1 protein-coding gene is annotated in these 1,136 nt (G+C 71.0%); it reads left to right on the plus strand.

The window, feature by feature from the left end; all coding sequences use genetic code 11:
- Positions 1–188: 188 nt before the first annotated feature.
- Positions 189–1,136 (plus strand): NTP transferase domain-containing protein (locus tag LCE31_RS39765; RefSeq protein ID WP_225023170.1); only part of this gene is annotated, 948 nt, incomplete at its 3' end.

The raw sequence follows: 1,136 nt of genomic DNA on the forward strand, positions 1-1,136 counted from the left end.
CGCCCGCGCGGCGGCGAGCGCGGCGCCCGGGGTCAGGTCGAGCAGCAGCACGCCGTCGACCAGCAGTGCCGTGGCGGGCCGGGGGGGGGGGGCCCCGGGCGCGGGGGGGGCCCCCCCGCGTTTCCCGGCCCACCCCGCCCGCTAAGCTGCGAACCGTCCCAGCACCTGTACAGCCGAAGGGCCATCCCGTGAGCGCCAATCGCCCGGCCGCCGTCGTCGTCCTCGCAGCGGGGGAAGGCACGCGTATGAAGTCGAGGACACCGAAGGTCCTGCACGAGATCTGCGGGCGGTCGCTCGTGGGCCATGTCGTGGCCGCCTCCCGCGCGCTCGATCCGCGGGAGCTGGTCGTGGTCGTGGGGCATGCGCGGGAGCGGGTGGAGGCGCATGTGCTGGGCGCGTTCGAGGGTGTGCGTACGGCGTTCCAGGCGGAGCAGAACGGTACGGGGCACGCGGTGCGTACGGCGTTCGCGGAGCTCGGTTCGACGCCGGACGGGACGGTGGTGGTGCTGACCGGTGACACGCCTCTGCTGACCGCCGGGACGTTGGCGGCGCTGGTGGAGTCGCACGAGGCGGATCGCAACGCGGTGACGGTGCTGACGGCGGAGGTGCCGGATTCGACGGGGTACGGCCGGATCGTGCGGGACAGTGCGAGCGGTGCGGTGACGGCGATCGTGGAGCACAAGGACGCGAGTGATGCGCAGCGTGCGATCCGTGAGATCAATTCGGGGGTGTTCGCGTTCGACGGGGCGCTGCTGGCGGATGCTCTGGGGAAGGTCCGTACGGACAACAGCCAGGGTGAGGAGTATCTGACGGATGTGCTGGGGATTCTGCGGGAGTCGGGGCATCGGGTGGGTGCGTCGGTGGCGGTGGATTTCCGGGAGATCTTGGGGATCAACAATCGGGTGCAGTTGGCGGAGGCGCGGGGGCTGTTGAACGCGCGGCTGCTGGAGGTGGCGATGCTGGGGGGTGTGACGGTGGTGGAGCCGGCGTCGGTGCAGCTGGATGTGTCGGTGACGTTCGAGCCGGATGTGGTGGTGCATCCGAATACGCAGCTGTCGGGGTCGACGCATCTGGGTGAGGGTGCGGAGGTGGGGCCGAATTCGCGGTTGCACGACACGGTGGTGGGTGTGGGGGCG

The sequence above is a fragment of the Streptomyces sp. 8L genome (genome assembly GCF_020176795.1).
Lineage (GTDB): Bacteria > Actinomycetota > Actinomycetes > Streptomycetales > Streptomycetaceae > Streptomyces.